Annotated in this window: 26 protein-coding genes; 10 read left to right on the top strand and 16 right to left on the bottom strand. The window is 70.8% G+C overall.

Annotated elements, in window-relative coordinates; translation table 11 throughout:
* Positions 1–54: 54 nt before the first annotated feature.
* On the top strand, positions 55–2,373 hold the full coding sequence (gene secA2, locus F4560_RS42405) for an accessory Sec system translocase SecA2 (RefSeq protein WP_184928644.1): 2,319 nt from the start codon (positions 55–57) through the stop codon (positions 2,371–2,373).
* A 74-nt stretch (positions 2,374–2,447) separates the two neighbouring features.
* On the opposite strand, the gene F4560_RS42400 is transcribed toward secA2, so the two are convergent.
* Positions 2,448–2,714 (bottom strand): hypothetical protein, encoded by a 267-nt coding sequence (locus F4560_RS42400; protein ID WP_184928643.1) that lies wholly within the window; start codon positions 2,712–2,714, stop codon positions 2,448–2,450.
* Positions 2,715–2,826: 112 nt separating this feature from the next.
* Positions 2,827–3,762 (bottom strand): extracellular catalytic domain type 1 short-chain-length polyhydroxyalkanoate depolymerase, encoded by a 936-nt coding sequence (locus F4560_RS42395; protein ID WP_184928642.1) that lies wholly within the window; start codon positions 3,760–3,762, stop codon positions 2,827–2,829.
* A 137-nt stretch (positions 3,763–3,899) separates the two neighbouring features.
* Between F4560_RS42395 and F4560_RS42390 the strand changes: the two genes are divergently transcribed.
* Entirely contained in the window at positions 3,900–5,201 is a 1,302-nt protein-coding gene (locus tag F4560_RS42390; protein ID WP_376775401.1) for a tannase/feruloyl esterase family alpha/beta hydrolase, read from the top strand.
* A gap of 67 nt (positions 5,202–5,268) precedes the next feature.
* On the opposite strand, the gene F4560_RS42385 is transcribed toward F4560_RS42390, so the two are convergent.
* Positions 5,269–5,622 (bottom strand): GatB/YqeY domain-containing protein, encoded by a 354-nt coding sequence (locus F4560_RS42385; protein WP_184928640.1) that lies wholly within the window; start codon positions 5,620–5,622, stop codon positions 5,269–5,271.
* A 53-nt stretch (positions 5,623–5,675) separates the two neighbouring features.
* Between F4560_RS42385 and F4560_RS42380 the strand changes: the two genes are divergently transcribed.
* From F4560_RS42380 to F4560_RS42370, 3 genes are read left to right on the top strand one after another with little or no spacing between them, the layout of a single operon-like run.
* The gene (locus tag F4560_RS42380) at positions 5,676–6,284 is read left to right on the top strand and encodes a TetR/AcrR family transcriptional regulator (RefSeq protein ID WP_184928639.1); all 609 of its coding nucleotides are present in this window, start codon (positions 5,676–5,678) and stop codon (positions 6,282–6,284) included.
* Complete coding sequence (locus tag F4560_RS42375; RefSeq protein ID WP_184928638.1) at positions 6,281–7,774, top strand: carboxylesterase/lipase family protein; 1,494 nt, start codon at positions 6,281–6,283, stop codon at positions 7,772–7,774. Before F4560_RS42380 ends, F4560_RS42375 begins: the two co-directional genes overlap by 4 nt.
* A 15-nt stretch (positions 7,775–7,789) precedes the next feature.
* Positions 7,790–8,230: a hypothetical protein gene (locus F4560_RS42370; protein ID WP_184928637.1), complete on the top strand. Its 441-nt coding sequence runs from the start codon at positions 7,790–7,792 to the stop codon at positions 8,228–8,230.
* On the opposite strand, the gene F4560_RS42365 is transcribed toward F4560_RS42370, so the two are convergent.
* The 3 genes from F4560_RS42365 to F4560_RS42355 are packed head-to-tail and all read right to left on the bottom strand — an operon-like array spanning position 8,227 to position 12,257.
* Complete coding sequence (locus tag F4560_RS42365; RefSeq protein ID WP_184928636.1) at positions 8,227–10,080, bottom strand: helix-turn-helix domain-containing protein; 1,854 nt, start codon at positions 10,078–10,080, stop codon at positions 8,227–8,229. The genes F4560_RS42370 and F4560_RS42365 overlap by 4 nt on opposite strands.
* A 4-nt stretch (positions 10,081–10,084) precedes the next feature.
* Positions 10,085–11,437 carry an MFS transporter gene (locus F4560_RS42360; protein ID WP_184928635.1) on the bottom strand — a complete coding sequence of 451 codons (1,353 nt, stop codon included), beginning with the start codon at positions 11,435–11,437 and terminating at the stop codon, positions 10,085–10,087.
* A gap of 52 nt (positions 11,438–11,489) precedes the next feature.
* A complete protein-coding gene (locus F4560_RS42355) occupies positions 11,490–12,257 on the bottom strand; it encodes a 3-hydroxybutyrate dehydrogenase (RefSeq protein WP_184928634.1) in 768 nt (255 codons plus the stop codon).
* Between the two features lie 195 nt (positions 12,258–12,452).
* Here F4560_RS42355 and F4560_RS42350 point away from each other — a divergent pair, with 195 nt between their 5' ends.
* Positions 12,453–12,797, top strand: coding sequence for a hypothetical protein (locus F4560_RS42350; RefSeq protein ID WP_184928633.1), 345 nt, complete (start codon positions 12,453–12,455; stop codon positions 12,795–12,797).
* A gap of 161 nt (positions 12,798–12,958) precedes the next feature.
* Here F4560_RS42350 and F4560_RS42345 read toward each other — a convergent pair whose 3' ends face one another.
* The 8 genes from F4560_RS42345 to F4560_RS42310 all read right to left on the bottom strand — a co-directional run bounded on the left by F4560_RS42345 (position 12,959) and on the right by F4560_RS42310 (position 19,074).
* A complete protein-coding gene (locus F4560_RS42345) occupies positions 12,959–14,098 on the bottom strand; it encodes an LCP family protein (protein WP_184928632.1) in 1,140 nt (379 codons plus the stop codon).
* A 71-nt stretch (positions 14,099–14,169) separates the two neighbouring features.
* Entirely contained in the window at positions 14,170–14,559 is a 390-nt protein-coding gene (locus F4560_RS42340) for a DUF3037 domain-containing protein (protein WP_184928631.1), read from the bottom strand.
* Positions 14,543–15,337: a HipA family kinase gene (locus F4560_RS42335; RefSeq protein WP_184928630.1), complete on the bottom strand. Its 795-nt coding sequence runs from the start codon at positions 15,335–15,337 to the stop codon at positions 14,543–14,545. Before F4560_RS42335 ends, F4560_RS42340 begins: the two co-directional genes overlap by 17 nt.
* A 73-nt stretch (positions 15,338–15,410) precedes the next feature.
* Positions 15,411–15,866 carry an SRPBCC family protein gene (locus F4560_RS42330; RefSeq protein WP_184928629.1) on the bottom strand — a complete coding sequence of 152 codons (456 nt, stop codon included), beginning with the start codon at positions 15,864–15,866 and terminating at the stop codon, positions 15,411–15,413.
* Positions 15,863–16,165, bottom strand: coding sequence for an ArsR/SmtB family transcription factor (locus F4560_RS42325; protein ID WP_312869809.1), 303 nt, complete (start codon positions 16,163–16,165; stop codon positions 15,863–15,865). The genes F4560_RS42330 and F4560_RS42325 overlap by 4 nt, the downstream gene beginning before the upstream one ends.
* Before the next feature lie 17 nt (positions 16,166–16,182).
* Positions 16,183–16,923, bottom strand: a complete 741-nt coding sequence (locus F4560_RS42320; protein WP_184928628.1) for an SGNH/GDSL hydrolase family protein — start codon at positions 16,921–16,923, stop codon at positions 16,183–16,185.
* A gap of 57 nt (positions 16,924–16,980) precedes the next feature.
* A complete protein-coding gene (locus F4560_RS42315; protein WP_184928627.1) occupies positions 16,981–18,060 on the bottom strand; it encodes a lactonase family protein in 1,080 nt (359 codons plus the stop codon).
* A gap of 144 nt (positions 18,061–18,204) precedes the next feature.
* Positions 18,205–19,074 carry a PPK2 family polyphosphate kinase gene (locus F4560_RS42310; protein WP_184928626.1) on the bottom strand — a complete coding sequence of 290 codons (870 nt, stop codon included), beginning with the start codon at positions 19,072–19,074 and terminating at the stop codon, positions 18,205–18,207.
* A gap of 141 nt (positions 19,075–19,215) precedes the next feature.
* On the opposite strand from F4560_RS42310, the gene rocD reads away from it, so the two are divergent.
* Positions 19,216–20,463, top strand: a complete 1,248-nt coding sequence (gene rocD, locus F4560_RS42305; RefSeq protein WP_184928625.1) for an ornithine--oxo-acid transaminase — start codon at positions 19,216–19,218, stop codon at positions 20,461–20,463.
* Between the two features lie 191 nt (positions 20,464–20,654).
* Entirely contained in the window at positions 20,655–22,028 is a 1,374-nt protein-coding gene (locus tag F4560_RS42300; protein WP_184928624.1) for a DUF2252 domain-containing protein, read from the top strand.
* On the opposite strand, the gene F4560_RS42295 is transcribed toward F4560_RS42300, so the two are convergent.
* Positions 21,994–22,629 (bottom strand): ceramidase domain-containing protein, encoded by a 636-nt coding sequence (locus F4560_RS42295; RefSeq protein WP_184928623.1) that lies wholly within the window; start codon positions 22,627–22,629, stop codon positions 21,994–21,996. The genes F4560_RS42300 and F4560_RS42295 overlap by 35 nt on opposite strands.
* A 73-nt stretch (positions 22,630–22,702) precedes the next feature.
* On the opposite strand from F4560_RS42295, the gene F4560_RS42290 reads away from it, so the two are divergent.
* On the top strand, positions 22,703–23,419 hold the full coding sequence (locus F4560_RS42290) for a histidine phosphatase family protein (protein ID WP_312869808.1): 717 nt from the start codon (positions 22,703–22,705) through the stop codon (positions 23,417–23,419).
* Here F4560_RS42290 and F4560_RS42285 read toward each other — a convergent pair.
* On the bottom strand, positions 23,416–24,279 hold the full coding sequence (locus F4560_RS42285; RefSeq protein ID WP_184928621.1) for a COX15/CtaA family protein: 864 nt from the start codon (positions 24,277–24,279) through the stop codon (positions 23,416–23,418). The genes F4560_RS42290 and F4560_RS42285 overlap by 4 nt on opposite strands.
* Positions 24,280–24,603: 324 nt before the next feature.
* Here F4560_RS42285 and F4560_RS42280 point away from each other — a divergent pair, with 324 nt between their 5' ends.
* The gene (locus F4560_RS42280; RefSeq protein ID WP_184928620.1) at positions 24,604–25,590 is read left to right on the top strand and encodes a hypothetical protein; all 987 of its coding nucleotides are present in this window, start codon (positions 24,604–24,606) and stop codon (positions 25,588–25,590) included.
* Positions 25,591–25,638: the final 48 nt, after the last annotated feature.

Here is a 25,638-nt window from a genome sequence, read left to right as displayed (position 1 = left end):
CTGTCAAACGGGTGACGTGCGGAACGTTGGGCGCTTGCCGTACGTTGCCGTGCCGTGACCACTCTCCTGGGACGCTTCAAGCAGCGGCTGCGTCGGTTCGCGCAGAAGCCCGGCTCCGCCGACCTCACGCCCTACCGGAAGCTGCTCGACGAGGTCAACGAGCAGGCCGAACGCGTGCAGAAGCTCAGCGACGAGGAGCTGACCGCCGCGGCGGCCGGGCTGCGTGGCAAAGAGACCTTCGGCCGTCCCGAACTGGTCGAGGTGTGCGCGCTCGGCCGGGAGGCGGCGGACCGCGCGCTGGGCCTGCGCCCGTTCGACGTGCAGATCCTCGGCGCCCTCGGTCTCATGGAGGGTCACGTGGTCGAGATGGCCACCGGTGAGGGCAAGACCCTCTCCGGCGCCATCGCCGCGGCCGGTTTCGCGCTGCGCGGCGACCAGGTGCACGTGGTCTCGGTGAACGACTACCTCGCCCAGCGCGACGCCGACTGGATGGGCCCGCTCTACCGGCTCCTCGGCGTGACCGTCGGCTGGCTCGACCAGAGCTCCAAGCCCGACGAGCGCCGCGCCGCCTACCAGGCCGAAGTCACCTACGCGTCGGTCTCCGAGATCGGCTTCGACATGCTGCGCGACCGGCTGGCCACGGACGTGGACGACCGCATCGTGCCCGCGCCGCGCGTCGCCCTGGTGGACGAGGCCGACTCGGTCCTGGTGGACGAGGCACGCGTGCCGCTGGTCCTGGCGGGCTCCACCGCGGGCCCGGCGGTCGACCCGGCGCTGGCCGACCTGGTCAAGCGACTGCGCCGCGACCTGCACTTCGAGATCGACGACGAAGAGCGCAACGTCTACCTCACCGGCGCGGGCAGCGAGCTGGTCGAACGCCAGCTCGGCGGCATCGACCTGTACTCCGACGAGCACGTCTCCACCACGCTGAGCAAGGTCAACGTGGCCCTGCACGCGCAGGTCCTGCTGCACCGGGACGTGGACTACATCGTCCGCGACGGCAAGGTGCACCTGATCAACGACACCCGCGGCCGGATCGCGAAGCTCCAGCGCTGGCCCGACGGCCTCCAGGCGGCGGTCGAGGCGAAGGAGAACGTGGCGACCACGGACGCGGGCGAGGTGCTGGACTCGATCACCGTCCAGGCGCTGCTCAACCGCTACCCGTCGGTGTGCGGCATGACGGGCACCGCGGTGGCCGTCGCCGAGCAGCTGCGCGACTTCTACAAGCTGGAAGTGCTGGTCATCCCGCCGAACGTGGAGACGATCCGGGAGGACGAGGCGCCCCGGCTGTACACGACGCTGGAGCAGAAGGAAGCCGCGATCGTCGCCGAGATCAAGGAGGCGCACGAGAGCGGGCGCCCGATCCTCGTCGGCACCCTCGACGTGGCCGAGTCGGAGCGGCTGTCCCGCAAGCTCGCCGACGCCGGCCTCGACTGCGTCGTCCTCAACGCGAAGAACGACGCCGAGGAAGCCTCGATCATCGCCGACGCGGGCTCGTTCCAGCGGGTCACCGTGTCCACCCAGATGGCGGGCCGCGGCACGGACATCCGGCTCGGCGGCCACGACTCGACCGACCGGGAGCGCATCGCCGAACTGGGCGGCCTCTACGTGATCGGCACCGGCCGGCACTCCAGCAGCCGACTGGACGACCAGCTGCGCGGTCGCGCCGGACGTCAGGGCGACCCGGGCGGCTCGGTGTTCTTCTCGTCGTTGCAGGACGAGCTGGTCACGCAGTACGTGCCGGACCACGACGAGCCGGCCGAGGTGGACGAGGACGGCCGCATCACGGACGCGGGCACGCTGCACACCGTGGAGCACGCGCAGCGCGTCGCCGAGGGCGTCCACCTGGAGATCCACCGCAACACCTGGCGGTACAACAAGCTGATCGAGCACCAGCGCCAGCTGCTGCTCGAGTTCCGGGACAAGCTGCTCACCACGGACGCCGCGTGGAAGGAGCTGTCCGAGCGGAACGCGGACAAGACGCTCGACCTGAAGGACCTGGACGAGGAGGTCAAGGTCAAGGCGGCGAGGCTGATCGCGCTGCACCACCTGGACCAGCGGTGGAGCGACCACCTGACGTTCCTGACCGACCTGCGCGAGGGCATCCACCTGCGGGCGCTGGCGCGGCAGAACCCGCTGGACGAGTTCCACCGGGAGGCCATCCCGGCCTTCCACAAGATCATCCCGGACGCGTGGGACGAGGCGGAGGAGACCTTCGCCAAGGTGGAGATCGACGCGGACGGCGCGCACCTGGCCGAGGCGGGCGTGCAGCGGCCGAACACCACCTGGACCTACCTGGTCAACGACAACCCGTTCTCCTCCGGCCTGGAGGAGACGTTCAAGGGGTTGGTGAAGCTCGTCCGGCGTCGCTGACTCGCGTCGCTGACGGCGTCGCTAGCGGCACGGGGCCGTGCGGGCTGGGAGCAGGCCCAGCCCGCGGCGGCTGTCTAGTGGACGGGGGCGGACACCTTCTTGCCCTCGACCGGCTCCGCTTGGCGCGGGAGGGTGGCCGGTCTCGGCATCCGCTGCGCCACCGCCTGCTCGGTCAGCGCACGGATCTCCGCCAGGATGTCCAAGTGGTGCTGGGACGGTGGCGGACCGACGAGGTTCGAATGGTCGAACGCGGTGCGTTCGGCCTTGTGGGCGAGGTTCTGAATGCGCCGGATCAGGTCCCACTCCTGGTCCTCGCGCGTCGAGCGCCGTTGCTCAGTCACCCCGGAAGCAGACACCTCACGCCGGGTGAACGTAAATCACCTGGCAGTGCGAACTTCGCTGGGTCAACTCAGCTACCCGTGCCCGTGTCATCGAAACGCACCGATCGTGCGACTAAAGCCTCCACCGCTGGGCGAGGTGCCACGCCGCACAGGCATTGACATCCAGCACATACGCGGTCGCGGTGCCGCATTGGTGGGCCGCGGTGCCCGGATCCACCGGTTGACCATGACCCATTCCGGTGACGGTGTGGGTTTCGACCACTGGTGACCCACCGCTGTCGCGGTACACCGCATGGGGGTAACCCGCCACGGTGTCGGTGACGTCAGCGGTGGCGTCTGCGCCGTGCACGTCGGTCCACTGCTCCACGATCTCCCGCTGGTTGGCCACCGCGACGGTGTAGTCCGCGGTGCCGTGCCACACCGTCATGGTCGGCCACGGGCCCCGGTGGGACGTCGCCGCGCGCACCTTGTCGCCCCACTGCCGGGCGGTCAGGTTCTTGCCCGGGTTCATGCAGCTGAACGCGTCGACCATGGTGGTGGCGCAGCCGAACGGCAGCCCGGCCACCACCCCGCCACCCGAGAACACCTCCGGGTACGTGGCCAGCAGCACGGACGTCATCGCACCGCCCGCGGACAAGCCGGTGGCGTAGCTGGTCGACGTGCCGAAGTCGGCCTTCATCCGCGTCACCATCGACGCGATCGACGCGACCTCGCCATAACCGCGGGTCGTGTCCGCGGCCTGGAACCAGTTGAAGCACTTGTTGTAGTTGTTCGTGCTCTGCTGCTGCGGCAGCACGACGGCGAACCTGAGCCGTTCCGCCAGCGACACCCAGCCGCTGGACGTGCCGTAGCGGGCGTCCTGGGTGCAGCCGTGCAGCACCACCACCAGCGGTCGGCCGGCGGGCAGGCCGTCCGGCACGTAGCGGAACATCTTCAGGTTCCCGGGGTTCGACCCGAACAACGGCACTTCGGTGACGGTCGCGGCGTTGGCCTGCGGCGCGATCAGCAGGGTTGCCGACAGCAGGGCGATCAATGTCAGTACGCGCATGCGGACCTCCTTGTCCGCTTCTCGACCGTAGAAGTCCTCCCCGAGCGGCACGATGGCGCGGCGCACCACATCGGCCGCGTTCGGCATGGCGACCGGACCCATTACGCGGCCACGCGGAGCGACTTACCGTGCCATGGGTGAACATCGCCGTTCCGCTGATCGCAGCGCTCCTCGCGACGACGGCGCAGGCCGTTCCCGCGTCCGCCCAAGGATGCGGGCCCCTGCGCGTTCCCGGTGCCGCGCACCAGGAACCGACCCACCTCGCCGACCTGTCCACCGCGGGCGGGCGCACCGATCCCGCCGACTGGGCCGGGCTCACCCCGGCCGGTCTGCCCGCGCCCACGCCGGTGTCCGGGACGCAGGTGGACGGCTACTTCCCCGACACGTCCACCGGCAACACCAACAACGGCTGGGCGCACGACTCGCAGTTCGTGATCCGGCTGCCGGAGCGCTGGAACGGCGGCCTCGTCGTGGCCGGCTCCCCCGGCGTCCGCGAGCAGTACGCCAACGACCGCGCCATCAGCGACTTCGTGCTGGCCCGCGGGTACGCGTTCGCGTCCACCGACAAGGGCAACACCGGTGCGGCGTTCCACCAGGACGGCAAGCGGCCCGGTGACGCGATCGTGGAGTGGAACCACCGGGTCACGCAGCTGACCCGTGCGGCGAAGGTCGTGGTGGCGCAGCGGTACTGCCGGCCGCCGTCGCGCACGCTGGCCACCGGCATCTCCAACGGCGGCTACCTGGTGCGGTGGCAGCTGGAGAACCACCCCGAGCTGTACGACGGCGGCGTGGACTGGGAGGGCACGCTGTGGTCCGCGAACGGCCCGAACCTGCTGACGTTCCTGCCGCCGGTGTTGACGGGGTACCCGACCGGTGACAAGGCGGCGATGGCGGCGGCCGGGTTCCCCGCCGAGTCGGAGTTCCTGTGGGCGTTCCACCACCAGTACTACTGGGACCTGACCCAGCGGATCTACCGCGAGGAGCTGGACCCGACGTGGGACGGTGACACGGTGGCCGGCACGCCGTTCTGCGCGCCCGGCACACCGTCGTGCGACGCGGACTACGACTACTTCTCGCGGCCGGAGGCGCAGCGGGCGGTGTCGCGGATCGCGTTGACGGGGCGGATCGGACGGCCGCTGCTCACGTTGCACGGCACGTTGGACACGCTGCTGCCGATCTCGCAGGACTCCGACGTGTACGCGGACATGGTGCGGGCGGCGGGTCGTGGCGCGCTGTTCCGCTACTACCGGATCGAGGGCGGGACGCACGTGGACTCGCTGTTCGACGCGTTCCCGGACCGGCTGCGGCCGTTGACGCCGTGCCACCGGTCGGCGTTCGCGGCGCTGGAGGGGTGGTTGTCGTCCGGCACCCGACCCCCGGCGTCCGCGACGGTGCCTCGTCCGGCGGCGGTGAACGCCACGGAGTGCGCGCTGTCCTGAATCGTCCCGCCGCTCGGCGTGCTCTGGGGGCGGCCGAGCGGCGGGATTCCCCCTTGATCGTCAATCGTCAGAGTGGCAGGTACCGGCTCAGGACCTCGGCTTCGGCGCGGAGGCGGTCGGCGAGGTCGGTGCGGCCCAGCCGGTCGTACTCGGCGGCGGCGACCGAGCGTTCACCGATCTCGTTCTCGACGATCGACCGCAGGTCGGCCTCGGTGAGGTGGCGGCGTTCCGCTTCCGCCGCACCGAGGCCGCTTGCCGCTCCCGCGAAGTGTTCACTCCCCTGGGCTGCGGCCGACGGGTGGTCGGTGGGAACGGCTTCGGCGTTGTCGATCGCGGCCAAGGCGGAGCGGAGTGCGGTGACGGCGACGACGTCCCGGCCCTTGAGTGCCGCTTTCAGGTCGCCGCGCAGGTTGGCGCGCATGTGTCTTCCGATCCGGTCGAGGGACGATAGCAATACGACTGTATGGTAACCGGATGCCGCGAGTTGCCGATCATGACCAGCGCCGGGCCCAGATCGCCCGTGCGTTCCAACGCCTGCTCGCCGCGGAGGGGTTCGCCGCCGTCTCGTTCTCCCGGGTGGCGGCCGAGGCCGGGATCTCGGTCGGGCTCATCCAGCACTACTTCGCAGGCAAGGACGTGCTGCTCCACTTCGCCTACGAGGACGCCTCGCGGCGCCTGAGCGAGCGGGTGCGGGTTCGGGTCCGCGATGGCGAGGCGGCCCGGCTTCCGATCGCGGAGGTGCTGCTCGACAGCCTGGTCGAACTGCTGCCGCTCGACCCGGAGCGGGACGTCGAGTACCGCGTCCGGCAGGGGTTGCAGGCCCAGGCGTCGCACCACCCCGGTTTGGCCGACGTCGCCCGGCGGGCAGGCCGTGACCTGCTCGGTTACGTCTCGGCAGTGGTCGAGGACGGCATCGAACGCGGTGAGGTCGAGCCCGGTGTCGACCCCGTGCTCGCCGCCCGCACGATCCTCGCGACCGTGCAGGGGTTGGCCGATCAGGTCGCGCTCTCGGGCGTGGACGCGTTCCCCGCGCGGGACGTGCTGTGGCCGGTCATCGGCATGGTGTTCGGCGGCTCGCGATGACCGGGCCCGTGACCGTGCGGCTGAGCGGCGGCGCGATCCGCGGCCACCGGTTCGACGGACACCTGTCGTTCCGCGGGATCCCCTACGCCGCGCCACCGGTCGGCGAGCGGCGATGGCGTCCGCCCGCGCCGGTCGTGCCCTGGTCCGGCGTCCTGGACGCGACCGTGCCCGGGAACCCGGCCCCGCAGACCGCCCAGTCGTTCGCGGACGTCACCTCGCTCGACGAGGACTGCCTGACGCTGGACGTCACCGTGCCCGCGACGCCGGGCACCGGTCGTCCCGTTCTGGTGTTGCTGCACGGCGGTGGCGGGACGAACGGGTCCGCTGCCGCCTGCGACCCGCGACGGCTCGCCGTCACCGGCGACGTCGTCGTGGTGGCTCCGAACTTCCGGCTCGGCGTGTTCGGGTGCTTCGGCTACCCGGGGCTCGCCGGCAGCGGGACTTTCGGTCTGCTGGACCAGCGGGCAGCGTTGCTCTGGGTGCGGCGGGAGATCGCCCGGTTCGGCGGCGATCCGGCGAACGTGACCCTGGTCGGGGTGTCGTACGGGGCGCTCATGATCGGGGCGCACCTGGTGTCGCCCACGTCGGCCGGGCTGTTCCACCGCGCGATCCTCCAGAGCGCGTTCGCGGTCATGGGCTCGACGCCCGCGCACACCCTCATCCCCGGTGTTCCGGCGCTGCCGCCGAGGTGGCTGCCCAGTGCCGAACTGGAGCAATTCGGCGCCGCCACCGCCGCCGAGCACGGCTGGGTCACGCCGGGCGGTGATCCCGAGTCGGCTCTCGCGCAGCTCCGGCGGGTTCCGGTGGCGGACCTGCTCCAGACGTCGGCCGCGTTCATCCGGCCGGCCTTCGGTGGGCCTGTCCTGCCCGAGTCACCGGAGGAGGCGTTGCCCGCCGGGCGCTTCCACCGGGTGCCGCTGATGCTGGGCACCTCGCGTGACGAGGCGCGGTTCTTCGTCAGCCTGTTCGCGGACCTCGCCGGCAACCCCGTCACCGCCGAGAGCTACCCGCGATTGCTTTCCGAGGCGTTCGGCGGCGCGGCGGACGACGTCGCCGCGCGCTACCCGCTCGACCGCTCCCCGAGCCTCGTCTGGGCGCGGATCTGCACGGATCGAGCCTGGGCACGGCCCGCTTGGGACCTCGGCCAGACCATCGCCGCGCACGCCGACACGTGGTTCTACGAGTTCGCGGACCTGGACGCGCCACCGATCGCGCCTGGGTTGCCGGCCGGACCCGTGCACGCCAGTGAGCTGGCGTACCAGTTCGACCTCCCCGGCGGTCCGTCGCTGTCGGCGGCACAACGGGAACTCGCGGACGCGATGAACCGGTACTGGGCAGCCTTCGCCACCCACGGCGACCCGGCTTGCGCCGACCTGCCGGCTTGGCCTTCCTTCGGCGCGGGCCACGTCCAGTCCCTGGCGCCCGGACGGATCGAGGGCACGGACTACCGGGCCGAGCACCGACTGGAGTTCTGGGCGGGGATGCCCTGAGGCACACTTCCGGGCGTGGAATCGTACGAAGGCCGGCTGGAGCTCGAGTGGGTCATGAACGACTCGATGTCCCTGGAGCTGAACGCCCACGGCAAGATCACGTTCACCGAGGACGGGTGGTCGGGCCACGCCGTTCCGGCGACGGTCGAAGATCGGGCCTTCCTCTACTGGGGCAGCCCTTTCACGCTTCGGCTGGACGGCGGTCGCAGCTTCGAAGCCGCTGTGGGGGAACCCGACGAGAAGGGAACGTTCCCGCTGTCGCCCTTTGAGACCTGGGCGGAACCGACCCCACCCTGCCCCCGGTGCGAGACGCCGATGCAACGCAATGGCGTGTACATGGGCGATTTCGAGCTGCGTGGGTCAGAGGCCGCCATGTTCGACTGCACCGCCTGCTCAAGCGGCCACATGCGCTCCCACACCTCAGCACCGTGGCTGGACATTCCTGGGCGGGCTTAGCGGGCGCCCAGCACCTTCATCAGCCTGAGCGCGAGCTGCACCTCCAGCACCCGTTCCGGTGACTGCCAGTCGTCCCCCAGCAGGCTCGCCACCCGGTCCAGCCGCTGCACCACCGTGTTCACGTGCACGTGCAGCTCGTCCTTCGCCCGGCTGAGGTTCGCGCCGCACGCGAAGTACGCCGTCACCGTGCGGACCAGCTCAGTTCCGCGGCTGGCGTCGTAGTCCAGCAACGGCCCGAGGGTGGACCGGACGTACCCGGCGACATCGGCCCGGTCGCCCAGCAGCACGCCGACGAACCCCAGGTCCGCCAACGTCCCGCCAGTGCCCTTCCGGTCGAGCTGGAGCAACGCCTTGAGGCACCGCACCGCCTCGGCGTGCGCGGCGGCCACGCCTTCGGGACCGTGCGCCGGCCCACCGGACCCGACCGTCACCGGCAGGCCGACCGCCTTGCCGAGCACCCGCGCCGCGTCCTTCGCCGCGAACTCCAGATCCGCCCCGGGCAGCACCAGCACCACGTGCTCACCGTGCACACCCGCCAACCCGCGGCACGACGACGCGTGGTGCGCGGCGGCGGCCAGGAGTCGGTCACGCGGACCGTCCGCCACCAGCACCACGTGGTCCGCGGCCAGCTCCACGCCCACCCGGCGGGCACGGGCGCGCAACGCGACCGAGTCGACCGCGGACGTCAGCAGGTCGGTGATCAGCTCGCCGCGCACCTTGTTCTCCGCCTCCGCCACCGTCCGCCGCAAGAGCAGCAGCAGCGCGGTGACGACACCGGCGCGTTCGAACAGCCTGCGGTCCGCGTCACCGAGGTCCGGTCGGTCGGTGAGCGTGATGCTACCCAGCAGCTCACGTCCCGCCAGCACCGCGCACACCCACGTGCCGTCCTGCGGAATCGCCCGACCGCTGGCACGGGAGGCGTTGACCGCCGCACGGGGTGCCAGCGCACGCGACGTGCCGATGCGGGCCAGCTCGCCACCGTCGTTGTCGTGCACCACGATCCCGCCGTCGAGCACCTTGGCGACCGCGGCCGCGACCTCGGGCACGTCCGCGCCGCGCAGCACCAGGTCGGTGAGCCGGTCGTGCGCCTCCTCGGCCCGACGCATGGCCTCGTTGTGCGCGCGGATCGTCTCGCCCGCCGTGCGGGTCTCCTCCAGCAGGTGCGCCGTGTCCAGCGCGATGGCCGCGTGGTCGGCCAGCGACGACAGCAGGGCCACCTCGTCGGGCGGGAACTGGCGCGGCGACCGGTTGGCCGCGTAGAGCACGCCGATCACCCGGCGGTCCAGCTTCAGCGGCACGCCCAGGATCGCGACCAGACCCTCGTCACGCACCGCCGAGTCGATCGGGCCGGTGTGGTTGAACCGGTCGTCGGCGAAGTAATCGGCGGTCACGTACGGCTGCGCGGTCTGCGCCACCAGCCCGCCCAACCCCTCGCCCATACCCAGCCGGACCTGTTGGAACAGCGCGGAGATCGACCCGTCGGTGACCCGCATGTACGTCCCGCGCTCGCCCGGCTCGTTCATGCTCAGGTAGGCGATGTCCGCGCCCAGCAGCAGCCGGGCGCGGCGCACGATGGACCGCAGCACGGCGTCCGGGTCACGAACGCCGGCCAGGTCGTTCGCCGTGTCGAACAGCGCTTCCAGTTCCGTTTCACGGCGGCGGTGCGCGGTGAGCGTGCGGCGGATCTTCAACGCCCACTCCGCGGCGCGGGCGACGCGGTCCACCTCGTGATCGGGCAGACCCGCCGCACGGGCCGCGGGGAGCACCGCCGCCAGCCGCTCGCTGCCCGCGTCGGTCGCGAGCAGGTCGAGCAGCTCCAACAGGTGCTCCACCGCGTCCGCCTCGCTCATACCCTCATGCTCGCACCACGGCGGGTTCGTTGTCGGTCCGGCTCAGGGAGGTGCCCTTGGTCTCCTTCGCCGCCAGCACCGCGATCACGGTCAGCACGCACATCCCGACCACGTACAGGATGATCGGCAACGTGCTGTTGTACGCCGAGAGCAGCGCGGTGGCGATGAGCGGGGCCACGGCGCCGGCCGCGATCGACGCGAGCTGGTAGCCGATGGACGCGCCCGAGTAGCGGACCTTCGTGCCGAACAGCTCGGAGAAGAACGCCGCCTGCGGCCCGTACATCGCGCCGTGCAGCACCAGACCGACGGTGACGGCCAGCGTCATCGGCAGGAACGACTTCGTGTCCAACAAGGCGAAGAACACGAACATCCACCCGGCGATGCCGATCGCGCCGATCAGGTACGTGACGCGGCGGCCGATCACGTCGGACAGCGCGCCCCACATCGGGATCGTCACCAGGTGCACGGCCGAGCCGATGAGCACCGCGTTCAGGCCGGCGGACTTCGACATGCCCAGTTCCGACGTGATGTAGACCAGGATGAACGCGGTGATCACGTAGTACGACACGTTCTCGGCCATCCGGGCGCCCATCGCGATCAGCACCTCGCGCCAGCTGTGCCGGATGACGGTCACGATCGGCGCCTTCTCCTTGACCGCGCCCGCCGCGACCTTCTGCTGCTCCAACTTCCGCTGCGCTTCAAGGAACACGGGCGACTCGGACACGCTCAGCCGGATCCACAGTCCGATCAGGACCAACACGCCGGACAGCAGGAACGGCACCCGCCAACCCCACGACAGGAACGCCTCGTCGGTCTGCACGGCCGCCAGGATCGCGAGCACCGCCGTGGCCAGCAGGTTGCCCGCCGGTGCGCCCGCCTGCGGCCAGGACGCCCAGAAACCACGCCGTTCCGCGCTGCCGTGCTCGGACACGATGAGCACCGCGCCGCCCCACTCGCCGCCCAACGCGAAGCCCTGGACCAGGCGCAGCAACGTCAACAGCAGCGGTGCGACGAAACCGATCGTGGCGTACGTGGGCAGCAGGCCCATGGCGAACGTCGCCGCGCCCATCAGCAGCAGGCTCAGCACCAGCAGCTTCTTGCGGCCCAGCTTGTCGCCGAAGTGGCCGAACACCAAGCCGCCCAGCGGACGGGCCAGGAAGCCGATCGCGTACGTGGAGAACGCCAGCAGCGTGCCGGTGAGCGGGTTCGCCGTGGGGAAGAACAGCTTGTTGAACACCAGGGCGGCGGCAGAGCCGTAGAGGAAGAAGTCGTACCACTCGATTGTGGTTCCGATCATGCTTCCTATGACGACCTTCTTGAAGGACGGTTTCGGCTGCGGAGGGGCGGCGTTGGTCATGTCGGTCACCACTTCGTCGGGGTTGGGGGGAACGAGGGGGTTACTGGGCGTGTTACTGGGCGGTCCAGCCGCCGTCGATCGTGATGGACGAGCCGGTGACGTGGCCGGAATGCGCGCCGCACAGCCACAGCACGACGGACGCCACCTCCGCCGGTTCGACGAGCTGCTTGATGGCGTGCCGGGTGAGCAGCACGTCGGACAGCACCTGGTCCGGCTCGATGCCGTGCGCGCGGGCCTGGTCGGCGACCTGGTTCTCGACCAGCGGGGTGCGCACGTAGCCGGGGCTGACGCAGTTGCTGGTGACGCCGTTCGGTGCGCCTTCCAGCGCGATGACCTTGCTCAGCCCTTCGAGGCCGTGCTTCGCGGTGACGTAGGCGGCCTTGAACGCGCTCGCCCGCAGGCCGTGCACGCTGGAGATGTTCACCACCCGGCCCCAGCCGCGCTGGTACATGTGCGGCAGCACGTGCCGGGTGAGCAGGAACGGCGCGGTGACCATGACCCGCTGGAGGAGCTCGAACCGGTCGGGCGGGAACTCGTGGATCGGGGCGACGTGCTGGAGGCCCGCGTTGTTGACCAGGATGTCCACTTCGGTGGGCAGGTCGCGGGCAGGGTCGTCGGCGGCGAGGTCGACCACGTGCTCGGTGCCGCCGGACTCCCGTGCCGCCTCGGTGACCGAGTCGCGGTCGCGGTCGACCAGGTGCACTTTCGCCCCGGCGCGCGCGAGGGCCGCCGCACACGCCCGGCCGATGCCGCTGCCGGCGCCGGTGACCAGGGCGGTGCGGCCGGACAGGTCGTCGCTGTGACCGGGAACACTCGTCATGCCGTGAAACGCTAGGTGACCTGCGGTTCGCCGCCCATGTGACAGGTCGCCACAACCGGTGGGTGGCGGGTGTGTTTAGCCAACAGTTAGCGCCGATGTGATCGGGATGTTGAATACCGGGTGAAGCCGAGGTGCGGCCATAGGTACGCTGCTTTGGCCCGTTCGGGGGACGAACCACGTCTTGGGGGTTACAAAGTGTCACTCACGCCGATCTACGACGACCTGCTGCGCGAGTTCGAGGGGATCATCCTCGCCAGCGAGGCCGCCGAGGCAGTGCAGGCCGCCGCGGATACGCCTGAGACCGCGAACACGCCGGACGCCGCGCTCGTGCAGGCCGTGCAGCAGGCGCCGAAGGCTGCCGTGCAGCAGGTCGTGACGCCGCCGGTGACGCAGGCCGTGACGCCGCCGGTGAAAGAGCCCGCCACACAGGTCGTCGAGCAGTCCGCCAAGCAGGCCGCCACGCAGGTCTTCAAGAAGATCACCGTGGACGTCGCCGAGCAGACCCCGGCCGCCACGCCCCAGCCGGCTGACGCGTCCTGAGCGTTGAATTCAGGGGTCCTGAACGTAGGACACGGTGGTCCTGAACGTAGGACTCGCGCGTTCTGAACGTAGGACTCACGCGGAGCGGGCCGCCGGGGCGGGGTGCCCGGCGGCCCGTTGCGTTGGTGATCAGCGTGTGCGTGGTGGTCAGGGTGTGAGGGCTACTTCGGGGCCGGGAGGAGGTCGGCGGGGACGGGCTTGTCCTGCTCCAGCGCGCCGAAGAGGGCCAGCGCCTTCTCCTTGTCCCAAGTCACGACGGACCCGGCGCCCGCCACGGTCGGCGTGCCGCCCACCGGCACGGTGACCGTGTCCACTCCGCCGCCCATGGCGAACGCCATGCCGGCCAGGTGGTGCAGGTGGTCGTCGGAGTTCACCGAGATGGAGTCGGTGCTCGCGAACAGCAGCGGGAAGGCGCGGAACGGGTTGGCCAGCGTGCCGAAGCTCGTCGCCTTGTCCGACAGCGCGGCGAGGAACTTGCGCTGGTTCTCCACCCGCTGGAGGTCGGCCGTGGCGAACGCCCGCGACCGGACGAAGCCCAGCGCCTGCGTGCCGTCCAACTCCTGGCAGCCCGGCTGGAGGTCGAGACCGGCCAACGGGTCCTGCATCGGCTCGTCGATGCACATGTCCACGCCGCCGACCGCGTCCACGATCCCGGCGAAGCCGCCGAAGCCGATCTCCATGTAGTGGTCGATGTGGATGCCCGTGGCGCCCTCGACCGTCTGCACCAGCAGCGACGGCCCGCCGAACGCGAACGCCGCGTTGATCTTGTTCTGGCCGTTGCCCGGAATGCCCACATAGGAGTCACGAGGGATGCTCACCAATGTGGACTTCCCGGAGCCCTCCGGGATGTGCAGCAGCATGATGGTGTCCGTGCGCCGACCGCCCGCGTCCCCTGTGGACAGTTGAGCCTTCTGCTCCTCGCTCAGGTCGTCCCGCGCGTCCGACCCGACCAGCAGCCAGTTGGTGCCCGGCGTGTCCGCCGGCCGGTCCGGGTAGTCGGCCAGCGCGTCGATCCGGCGCAACGAAGAATCGACGTAGAACCACATGCCGATCGAGAAGGCCAGCAGCAGCACGAGGACGATGCCGATGATCCGGCGGAATCTCGGCTTGCGGCGCTTGGGCACCGGACGTCCTCCAGGCTGTTGGTACGCGGGTTGCTGCTGGTGCCCGCCCTGCTGGTAACCGCCCTGGCGGTTGCCGGCCTGTTGGGGACCACGCTGCTGTGGACCGCGCTGCCGCGGTTGCCCACCCTGGCGGTATCCGCCCTGCTGATACCCGCCCTGCTGGTATCCGGCGCTCATCAAGCGACCCCGTCCGTGTGTCGGTCACTGCTCGCACCTAAAGACGCGGTGCGCTCCGAGAGGTTGCCACCCTAGTGGTCGGGTGGCAGCACGAGGGACGCCAGCAGGCGGTCCAACTCGGCCTCCGGGTCGTCGGTCAGGCCGGTGTGAGCGGGGGATGTCTGGATGATCGTGCTGCGCGGCGCGGTGAGCCAGCGGAACCGCTGTCCGGCCGACGTGCGCGACACCGGACCGGCATTGGGCACGCCGTCGCACGACAGTCCCAAGTGCTCCAGGCTGGCCCGCAACACCTCCACGTCCAGGAACGGGTCCAACGTCAGCAACCGCTGCTCGTCCACGTGCACGCGTGCGCCGAGGAAGTTCAGCGCCGAGCAGTAGACCAACACCCCGACGTTCACGAACTCGCCACGTTCCTGCCGCGGCACGGCGCGCAGCACGGCGTACTCAAACACGTGCGGCACGAGCGGCCTCCAGTGCGTCGACCCAGGTCCGCGGCGCGGCCAGGCGGGCGGTGAAGAACGACTCGTACGCCTCGCGCACGGCCTGCGGTGTGCCGAACGCCTCGTCCTGCTCCAGCCACGGGTCCGGCACCAGCGCCAGCACCTCCCGCACCAGCTCGGGCGTGACGAGGGCGGTCAGCTCGGCGTCCACCTCGGCCATGGCGCCGGTGAACGGCAGCATCAGGTGGTCGGCCACGTCGAACCGGTAGGTCGCCGCCGGGAACCGGTCGGGCCGCCAGGAGTGGTGGAAGTACAGCGACGCGCCGTGGTCGATCAGCCACAGCTCCCGGTGCCACAGCAGGGTGTTCGGGTTGCGCCAGCTGCGGTCCACGTTGAGCGTGAGCGCGTCCAGCCACAGCAGCCGGGTGGCGAGGTCGGCGCCGGGCTCGCGCACCACCGGGTTGTAGTCGAACGAGCCGGGCAGGTAGTCCAGCCCCAGGTTGAGCCCGCCGCTGGCCTTCAGCAGCTCCTGCACCTCCTGGTCGGGCTCGGAACGGCCCAGCTCCGGGTCCAGGTCGACCAGGACGATCTCGGGCACCCGGAAGCCGAGGCGGCGGGCCAGTTCGCCGACCACGATCTCGGCGATCAGCGCCTTCACGCCCTGGCCCGCGCCGCGGAACTTGACGACGTACATGCCGAGGTCGTCGGCTTCGATCAGCCCCGGCAGGGAGCCGCCCTCCCGGAAGGGCGTGACATAGCGGGTGGCGGCGACCTGACGCAGCCCGACGGTGGGTTTCACGCCCGCATCATGGTCAATGGGCCGCCGCCGACGCCAACCGGTTATGCCACCCGGTCAAGCCACTGCCGACCGGTCACACGGTCGTGGCGAAGCGGTCCAGGATGTGGCCCCAGCCGCCCTCGCCCGAGACGCGCGCCATGACCTGGCCGGGCGGGGTGGCGTGCCGGTCGAAGCCGCGGTGCACCAGCTCGACGAGCGTCCCGGCGTCGACCGCGGTGAACGTGACCTCGACCTCGCTGGCGCGCTCCGGGTCCGGGTCGTACGACCACGTCCCGTCGAGGTGCCACGACAGCAGGAGCCTGTCGGGCGGTTCGTAGGCCAGCACGGCGCCCCAATCGCACTCGGCGCCGTCCACCCCGCGCTCGAACCACCGGCCGCCCTCGTGCGGCTCCACGACCACGTCGGCGATGTCGGTCGCGCCGATGCGGTGGGTCGGCGGCCACCAGGTGGCGAACTTCGCGGTGAACACCTCGAACGCGCGCTCCGGTGATGCGGCCACGGTGACCGACCGGCGGACTTCTTCCGTCATTGCTCCTCCTCCACGGCTTGGGCGAAAGCGTCGAGCGCCTTGCCCCACAGATCGTCGAAGTAGTCCCGCAGCGCGCGCACGCCCACCGGGTCGACCCGGTAGACCCGCCGGGTGCCGACCGCGTCGTCACGCACGAGTCGCGCCTGCTTGAGCACCTTGAGGTGCTGGGACACCGCGGGCCTGCTCACCGGCAGCTCGGCGGCCAGTTCGCCGACCGCGAGCGGCCCGGCGACGAGTCGTTCGAAGATCAGCCTCCGGGTCGGGTCGCCCAACGCCGCCATCGCTTGGTAAGTGCCCACGAACGGTAAGTCTGCACTTACGAAGCCGCTGTCGTCAAGGCCGGGAGGTAGCCGCGCTCGTGGCCGGCCCGGTTCGGGTGGTACGACCGGTCGATGGGGATCAGCACCAGGCCGTTCACCCACGCGTCGCCGGAGCACACGCCGTGCCCGTCGAACGTCCGCCGCACGTCGGCGAACCCGAACCCGGCCGCCTCGGCCCGCGCCGCCGTGACCTCGGCCATCACGTCGGCCGCCCGGTTGATCGCGTTCCGCTTCGGCTCGCTCATCAGGCACAACTCGCTGTGCGAGAACAGCCGCGGGTAGCCCAGCACGACGACCTTGGCCGACGTCCGCTTGTCCACCTCGCCGTACAGCGCGTCCAACCGGCCGGGCAACTCGTCCCGGATGAACGTCTCGGCGGTGCCGACCCGCTGCACGCACTCCTCGTCATCGCCCGTGGTGCAGGTCGTCATGACGTCCGCGAATCCAGCGTCGTTGCCGCCGGCCGTGATGGTGACCAACGTGGCGGACGGCTTGATGCGCTCGGCCTGCCGGGCCACATCCGCCGTTCGCGCCCCGGCGCAGGCGGCCAGCACCAACGACGCGCTGTTGCGTTCGGCCCACAGCCGGGGGAAGGCGTGCGGGCTCTGCCGGCAGGAGTCGGAAGCCTCGTTGCCCGCTCCGGTGCCCGCCGCGTAGGAGTCACCCAACGCGACGAGCTCCGGCGCGACCGGGGCTGGGGTCAAGGCCATCACCATGGCGATCGAGATGAGGTTCATGACCCATTGACGTACCACTGTGGACAGTGCGGCCGGGAGAAGTTGACCCGTCGGGGTTTAACCCTTCAGGGCGACACACACCGGGATCGGCGAGGCGAAGTCGCCGACCTGGCGCAGCTTCCCGGTGGCGCGGTCCACCGCGAACGTGGTGATGTTGTTGGAGTTCTGGTTGGCCGCGAGCAGGAACCGACCGGACCTGTCGAGCGTGATGTGCCGGGGGAACTTGCCGCCCACCGGCGTCGCCTCGACCAGCCGCAGCTCCGCCCCGCCGCGTTCGACGGCGAACACGGCCACGCTGTCGTGACCCCGGTTGGACAGGTAGACGTGCCGTCCGTCCGGAGACACCAGGATCTCGGCCGGGTAGTTGGGCGGCGTGGTCGGCGTGCCGGCGGGGAGTGTGCTCACCTTCTGGCCGGGCGTGAGCACCCCGTCGTCGTAGGCCGCCACCACGATCGTGGAGTCCAACTCGTTGGCGATGTACGCGAACTTCCCGGACGGGTGGAACGCGAGGTGTCGCGGCCCGGCTCCCGCGTGCAGGCGGGCCGTGGCGACCGGCGTCAGCTTGCCGTCGTCGCCCAGCCGGTAGCTGTAGACCGAGTCGGTGCCCAGGTCGACCGCCAGCACGAACTCGCCGGCCGGGTCGGGCAGCACCTGGTGTGCGTGCGGCCCCTCCTGCCGCGCCGGGTCCGGCCCGGCGCCCTCGTGCACGACGAGGTCCGTGCGCTCGCCCAGGCCACCGTCGGGCCGCACCGGGTGCACGGACACGCTGCCGGAGCTGTAGTTCGCCGACAGGACGAAACCCCGGTGCAACGCCAGGTGGCATGGGTCGGCGCCGCCCGTGCTCCGGGTGTTGATCACCTTCGGCACGCCGTCCGCGCCGATCTCCAGCGCGGTCACCCCACCGTCGGACTGCTCGTTCACCGCGTACAGCCGGCGGCCCTCGACGATCACGAACGACGGGTTCGGCACGCCCTCGACCACGCCGGTGGCCCGCAGCCGCCCGGTCGCGCCGTCGTACACGCCCAGCCCGATCCCCGCGCCACCGCCCGCCCAGGACGTGTAGGTGCCCAGGTAGACGGGGACCTCCGCCCTGTGCCCGTGCTCCGGCCGATCCGCTCGGGCGGCACCCTCGGTCATCAACAACCCCGCTCCCACACCAACGGCCCCCAGGAATTGACGCCTGTCCACACCCACACCGAACCTCCGCTCCAACGGCCCGCGGCGAGTCCCACAGTGGCGTGGATCACCGCGAACAAGCAAGAGGCGCAACGAAGATTGCGTCTAGCGCAACGGGTCGGATTCCCGGAGCCGTGCCAACTCGACGGCCGGATCGTACGAGGGCTCGGGGTAGGTGGGCGTGAGGTCGCGCAGGGTCTCCAGGAGCAGCCGGGCCACCACCCAGTTCCGGTACCACTTGCGGTCCGACGGCACGGCGAACCACGGCGCGGCCGGCGTCGAGCACTTGGCCAGCGCGTCCTGGTAGGCCAGCTGGTACCGGGAGAACTTGGCCCGCACCTCTAGGTCGGCCGGGTTGTACTTCCACCGCTTCAGCGGGTCCTCCAGCCGGGCGACGAGCCGTTCCCGCTGGCGTTCCGGCGAGATGTGCAGGAAGCACTTGATCGTCGTGACGCCCTCCGCGGCCAACTCGGTCTCGAAGGCGTTGATCTGCCGGTACCGGCGGCGCCACTCGGTCGACGGCACGAGGTTGTCCACCCGCGCGACCAGCACGTCCTCGTAGTGCGAGCGGTCGAACACGCCGATGTAGCCGGGCAGCGGGACCTGGCGGCGGATGCGCCACAGGAACTCGTGCCGCAGTTCCGCGCGGGTCGGCTTCTTGAACGAGGAGATGTGCAGGCCCTGCGGGTTCACGAGGCCGGCGACGTGCCGGATCGTGCCGCCCTTGCCGGAGGTGTCCATGCCCTGGAGCACCAGCAGCACCCGCCGACGGCTGCCGCCCGTGCCCTCCGCGTACAGCGCCTCCTGGAGCCCGTCCAGCTCCTCGCCGATCTTCGGCATGTCCTCGGCGGCCTCGGCCTTCGACTGCGGGCCGACCGGCGTGGCCGCCGGATCGACCTTCGCCAGGTCGAAGTCCTCCGGGCGCACCCGGAACGCGTCGGATATCGACTGGACCTGCGCGGACTTCTTCGCCATCGTCGGAGGGTAACCGGACGATCATGGCTTCGCCCACTGCGCAACGGATCGCCGCCGGGCCGGTGATTTGCGCAATGAAGACGTCGGACGCGCAACACTTGGCGGATGAAATCGCTGGCGTAGGCCCTTTAGCCTGGTGACATGACCGCCACGGCTCCGTTCACCGCAGGGCACGCCGCTCCGACCTCCCGGCAGTTCATCGGGCTCGACGACGAATGGAGCACGCACAACTACCACCCGCTGCCGATCGTGATCTCGCACGGCGAGGGCGCGTGGGTCACCGATGTCGAGGGCCGGCGGTACCTGGACTTCCTGTCCGGCTACTCCTCGCTCAACTTCGGCCACCGGCACCCGGACCTGGTGGCCGCCGCGATCGCGCAGCTGGGCCGCGTCACGCTGACCAGCCGCGCGTTCCACCACGACCAGTTCGGCCTGTTCTGCCGCGAGCTCGCCGAGCTGACCGGCACCGAGATGGTGCTGACGATGAACTCCGGCGCGGAGGCCGTCGAGTCGGCGATCAAGGTGGCCCGCAAGTGGGCGTACCGGGTGAAGGGCGTGCCGTCCGGCACGGCCGAGATCGTCGTCGCCGGGTCGAACTTCCACGGCCGCACCACCACGATCGTCTCGTTCTCCACCGACGACGTGGCCCGCAACGACTTCGGGCCGTTCACGCCGGGCTTCAAGGTCGTGGAGTACGGGTCGCTGGACGCGCTGCGCGACGCGATCACCGAGCGGACCGCGGCCGTGCTGCTGGAGCCGATCCAGGGCGAGGCGGGCGTGGTCGTGCCGCCGGCGGGGTACCTGGCGGGCGCGCGGGCGCTGTGCGACGAGCACAACGTGCTGCTGATCGCGGACGAGATCCAGTCCGGGCTCGGCCGCACCGGCGACCTGCTGGCGTTGGACCACGACGGCGTGCGGGCCGACCTGTACACGTTGGGCAAGGCGCTGGGCGGCGGCATCCTGCCGGTGTCCGCGGTGGTCGGCAGCCGTGCGGTGCTGGGCGTGCTGCGGCCCGGTGAACACGGGTCGACGTTCGGCGGCAACCCGCTGGCCTGCGCGGTCGGCCGGGCCGTGGTGAAGCTGCTGGCGACCGGCGAGTTCCAGGAACGGTCCCGCGAGCTGGGCGTCCACCTGCACGCACGGCTCGGCGAGCTGATCGGGCACGGTGTGGCCGAAGTGCGCGGACGCGGGCTGTGGGCGGGCGTCGAGATCGCGCCCGGTGGGCCGCGCGGACGTGAGGCGTCGGAGGCGCTGGCCGGGCTGGGCGTGCTGTGCAAGGAGACCCAGGACACGACCCTGCGCGTCGCTCCCCCGCTCGTGATCACCCGCGAAGAGTTGGACCGCGGTGTCGACGCAATTGGCGAGGTCTTGGGCACTGTGTCCGATTGACCTGCCTCCGGCAGGTCGTGCGTGGTCGCCCGGAAGTCGGCCGCTCCGCCGCTCGTTTCGCGTCGGTCGAAAAAGCGTGACCGACGCGAAACGAGCACCGGAACGACCGACGCGACCACGCAGCGTTAACGCAGGTCACAGACGTGTCGAGGCCGATGTATTTGGCGGCCCCGCCACCCATCATTACCCACATGGGAGAACGCAAAAGGGCGGAAGCGGCTGCGGCGCTGGGGCAGTGGGTCGAACCCGAGGACGTCCTGGCGCGCGGCCGCGAGTTGCGGGCGGCGGTGGGTCACGAGGCGCACCGCGAGATGCCGCTCGCGCCGGACCGGCCGGCCGTGGTCGAGTTCATGGCCGCGTCCAACGAGGGCAGGCTGCCGGAGCTGGTGCCGCTGCGGGTCGGCCGGATGCTGGCCTCGCCGTTCGCGTTCTTCCGGGGCAGCGCCGGGCTCATGGCGGGCGACCTGGCCGTCGGCGCGGGCAGTGGGCTGGACGCGCAGCTGTGCGGTGACGCGCACGCGGCGAACTTCGGCCTCTACGGCACGCCCGAAGGCCAGATCGTGATGGACATCAACGATTTCGACGAGACCCTGCCCGGCCCGTGGGAGTGGGACCTGAAGCGGCTGGCGACGTCGCTGGTGCTGGCGGGCCGCGAGGGCGGCGTGTCCGAGAAGGGTTGCCGTGACGCGGCGTCCGACGCGGTGCGCGCCTACCGGGGCGCGGCACGGCACCTGGCCGAGATCCCGTTCCTGGAGTCGTGGAGCGCGCTGGGCGACGAGTCGGTGTTGACCAAGTCCAAGGCCGACGACCTGATGGACAACTTCAGCAAGGCGGCGTCGAAGGCGCGCAAGAACACCAGCGCGCGGTTGGCGGCGAAGTGGACCCGGCGCGAGGGCGAGCACATCCGGTTCGTCCCCGACCCCCCTGTGCTGACCCGGATCTCCGAGTCGGTCGCGCAGGAGGTCGCTGACGCGCTGCCGTCCTATGTGGACACCCTGCGCGAGTCCCGGTACAACCTGATCATGCGCTACAGCGTGTCGGACGTGGCGTTCCGGGTGGTCGGCACCGGCAGCGTCGGCTTGCGCAACTACCTGATCCTGTTGCACGGCAACGGAGACGAAGCGCTGGTCCTCCAGGCCAAGGAGGCACGGCCGTCGGCGCTGGCCCCGTTCCTCGGGTCACCGGCCGTGAAGCACGAGGGCAAGCGGATCGTGCACGGCGCGCGGCTCGTGCAGGCGGAGACGGACATCCTGCTCGGCTGGACCACGATCGACGGGCGGCCGTACATCGTCCGCCAGTTCCGCAACCGCAAGGGCGAGATCGACGCGACCACGTTGAAGCGGGACGACCTGGACGACTACGGCCGGCTCGCGGGCGCGCTGCTGGCCCGTGCGCACAGCCGTTCGGTGGACCCGCGGCTGCTGGCCGGGTACTGCGAAGACGGCGAGGAACTGGACGAGGCGATCGCCCGGTACGCGCTGGACTACGCCGACCGCACGGCCGCCGACCACGAGGAGCTGGCCAAGGCGGTCAGGTCCGGACGGCTGGCCGCCGAAGTAGAATGACCTGCCGGGCCACCAGGAACAGCACCACCGCGTTCAGCAGGTGCCAAAAGTAGTGCGTGCCGCTCGGCCACGCCCCGCACACGGGCTGGTCGAGCGTCCGCAGCGTCACCGACACCAGGAACACGCCGGCGGCCAGCGCCAGGTCGTGCCACGGCATCTGCTTCGCCACCGCGACGACCGTGACGAGCAGCAGCGCCAGGAACGGCGCCAGGTAGATGCCCGAACCACCCGGGATCTTCGCGCCGAGCGGTGCGACGGCCACCGCGAAGACGATGAACACGGGAGCGGCGAGCCAGGCGAACGCCCACCGGACGTTCAGGTAGTGGTGCGCGAACACGATCAGGTACCAGATCACGTAGACCGCGATGAAGCCGACGTCGAACAGGTTGGTGAGCGTGTCGGCCACCGTGTGGAAGCTCAGGCTGCCCAACCCGACCAGGGCGAGCAGCACCGGCAACGCCCGCAGGCTCTTCTGCCGCGGGCGGTAGCGCCACCACAGCACGGCCGCCGCGATCAGGAAGGCCGCGTTGCTCACCGCGTTGAGCGGTTCGGCCCAGAGCCCGGGCGCCAGGCGTTCGCAGTACGCGTCCACGTCGTCCACGCCCGGAGTTCTACCGCGCCAGGGTGAACGCCAGGGAATGCCGGCGTGGCGAGGTCCGGCTAGGTTGGCTCGCGTGGACCCTGTTGGCGTGGACTGGATCGGGTTGATCAGGCACGGCGAGAGCAGCGGCAACGTGGCGTGGGAGGCCGCGGAGGCGGCCGGTCACGACGTGGTCGACCTGCCGGAACGCGACGCGGACGTGCCGCTGTCCCCCGAAGGCGAGCGGCAGGGCAAGGCGCTGGGCCGGTGGTTCGCCTCGATGCCGCGCGAGCAGTGGCCGGACCTGGTGGTGTCCTCGCCCTACCTGCGTGCCCTCGACACCGCCCACCTCGCCGTGCCCGGCCATTCCCGGAGCCGGGTGGACGAACGGCTGCGCGACCGCGAGCTGGGCGTGTTCGACGTGCTGACCAAGCACGGCGTGGCGCGGCGGTACCCGGAGGAGCCGGCCCGCGAGCGGCGGCTGGGCAAGTTCTACTACCGGCCGCCGGGCGGCGAGTCGTGGGCGGACGTGGCGTTGCGGCTGCGGTCGTTGCTGCGCGACCTGGACGGACGGCGGGTGCTGCTGTTCGGGCACGAGATCACCGCGTTCCTGCTGCGCTACCTGCTGGAGGGCCTGCCGGAGCGCGACCTGACGACGTTCGCGCGGAACATGGTGGTGCCCAACGGCTCGCTCACGTCGTGGCGGCGCGAGGAAGGGCTGTGGGTGCTGGAGCGCGAGTCCGAGACCGGTCACCTGGTCGAGGAAGGCGCCGAGCCGACAGCGGACGAGGACGCCGCGACGGCGGTCTAGGCGCGGGCCCGGAACGTCCGCACGACCAGGTGGGCGGTGGCCGCGACGACCAAGGCGGCGGTGACGACGTGGGCCGCCACCAACGGCACCGGCAGCGCCAACGCGCTCTGGACACTGCCGACCACGCCTTGAGCGACCGATACGGCAACCAGGGCCAGCGCGGCACGGTTGCGCACCAGCGCCAGCACCCCGATCTGGAGCGCCACCAGGACCACGACAGCGATGGCGTGCGCCGACGTCAGGGCTGCAGCGTCGAAGCCGAACCGGCGCGCGTCCTCGTCACCCGCGTGCGGACCGCTGCCGGTGACCAGCGTGCCCAGCACCAGCGTCGCCGTCAGCGCCACCGGCAACGCCGTCACCGACCACCGCACCCGCCGGTCCACCGGAACGCGCGGGGCAGCTTGTGGACGTGCGAGCAGGTCGACCAGCACGACGAGGGCCGCGACCAGCACCATGCTGACCAGGAAGTGCACCGCGACGACCTCGGGCGCCAGGGCCACGCGGACGCTGAGCCCGCCGATCAGGCCCTGCAAGCCGACACCGACGAGAACGCCGATGGCCAGCGGTAGCGTCTTCGCCGGTCGGGAGCGGTGCCGGGCGACGGCGACCACCAGCACCAGCACGACCAGGCCGACGACGATGCCCAGCACCCGGTTGCCGAACTCGACCACCCCGTGCAGGCCCATCTCCGGCGTGGTCACGAACGAGTCGCCCGTGCAGGTGGGCCAGGTCGGACAGCCGAGCCCGGAGCCGGTCAACCGGACCAGCGCGCCGGTCAACACGATCAACACGTTGGCCACCAGCGCCGCGACGCCCGCCGCACTGGCCGACCGCCCGGTGGAAAGCCGCACAGCGTTCACGTTCGGCAGCTTAGGGTCCTGGGTCGTCAAATTCGTCGGCGGTGTCGGGCAAGACCGTCGCTCGACCAGGTTGAGCCAGGATGCGCCGGTCGGGATGAGGTACGGGGTCCGACTACCGGCGGGGTCCGACTACCGGCAGGGGCCAACTCCGGCGGGGTGCTGTTCGGCAGCGCTGTCAGCGCTGGGCCCTGCTGCGCGTGTTGTTCCGGACGGGTGAACCGGCCGACGTTCGGGTCCGGGCCGTTGTGGCGGACGTGCATCCTGGCGTGCCGTCGGGACGTTGAGGGAGCGCTTGTGACGCCATTACCGTCATTCGGGGCCGTAGTGGTCTTCTACCTGGCCGCCTCGGTCTTCACGAGCACCGCTCTCGTCGCCGCGCTGCTCTTCTCGGCCGCCGGAGGAACGGCGTTCAACGCCATCGTCTACAAGGCGCTCGACGACCAAATCGGCCGGCTTCGTGATCGGCCGACCGACGGGCAGGTCATGCGGGCGTTCCTGCGGGACCTGCTGCCGACGACGCTGCACAACACTCGAAAAGACCTGATCTGGATCCGGGAGATCGAGACGCGCGTCGAGTCCATGCCCGACGAGTCCGAACGCCACCGGGCGCACGCGTCGATGGAGAAGATCACCGACGGCGACACGCCACGGACGCAACGGCTGAAGAACGCCGTGGCCGGTGTGTCCGACAGGGCCGAGGAACGCGCCAGGATCGCCACGAAAATCTGGGAGGACCGCATCCGCGGGGCGACCTCGATCGGTGAGCTCCGGCGGATGGGGTGGCGGATCTCCGTGAGCCGGATCTGGTTCCTGGCCAGGGCGATGCTCGATGACGACATGAAGGCCCGCTGGTTCCCCTTCGGCGGCCGATTCCTCGACTACCTGGGCCGCGGCGGCGCGTTCGGCCTCGTAGTGGCCTCGGCCATCGGCGGCGACAGGAGCGACCTCACCGCGTGGGCCGGGTGGGTCAGCAACGCCGGCATCGTGGGCGGAGCGGTCGGCTCGATGCTCTTCGTCGCCGCCTGCACCAAGGACGTCGCCTACATCGACTCCCAGTCCGACAACCCCGTCTACCGGACGAGGATCCTGCCGGACAACAGGTTCAACCGGTTCGCCACGAGACACCCGCTGCTGTTCGCGCCGGTCACACCCACGCTCGCAGTCTCGCTGTACCTCGGTTCCGCCGGCCTTGCGAAGGCGATCGACCGGTCAGGCCTGTCCGACACGACCGTCGCGCTCGTCGCGATGGTCGGACTCGTGGTCCTGAACCAAGGGCGACTGATCTGGCAACGGCGCCGGCCGCGCCGCTGACGACGCGACCACGCGGTGTCGACGTTCGAGCCAACGGGCGGGATCACG

The sequence above is a fragment of the Saccharothrix ecbatanensis genome (assembly GCF_014205015.1).
Taxonomy (GTDB): Bacteria; Actinomycetota; Actinomycetes; order Mycobacteriales; family Pseudonocardiaceae; genus Actinosynnema; species Actinosynnema ecbatanense.
The sequence above is the reverse complement of the archived record's forward strand: the minus strand, read 5'-3'. Positions and strand labels throughout refer to the sequence as shown.